Genomic DNA, 445 nt, shown 5'->3' with positions numbered 1-445 from the left:
AAGGGAGGGCAAAACCGGGGACCACCCCCCCTCCCAAGCCCCTCACCAACGCCCCTGCCGGCCCCGGCGGAGAAGGCGGGAGGGACGGGGGACTACGTAATTGGCAGGCGGAAGTTAAATGAAAGGCTTCTGAATTGCGGGAAAAAGATAAGAGTGGGGATAATATAGAAGAGAAGGAAAAAAGAAAAGAAATAAAAGAAGAAAAGATTAAAAAGTTAAAAAAGAAAAGATAAAGAGATAAAAAGATATAAAGATAAAAAGATAAAAAGATAAAAAGATATAAAGGTAAAAACCTTAAGAGAGCAGCAAAAAAGTGTGCAGTTAAATACCAAAAATAAAAAACTAATAACTGACGTCAAAAATACGCTATAACACTAAATTCAACATCTCGCCTGCCAAACGTCCTTAAAACGTAAATTCAGTCACTACGTATGCCGGGGCGGTC

This window comes from Eisenbergiella massiliensis (genome assembly GCF_003435485.1).
Note: the sequence above shows the minus strand (reverse complement) of the source record.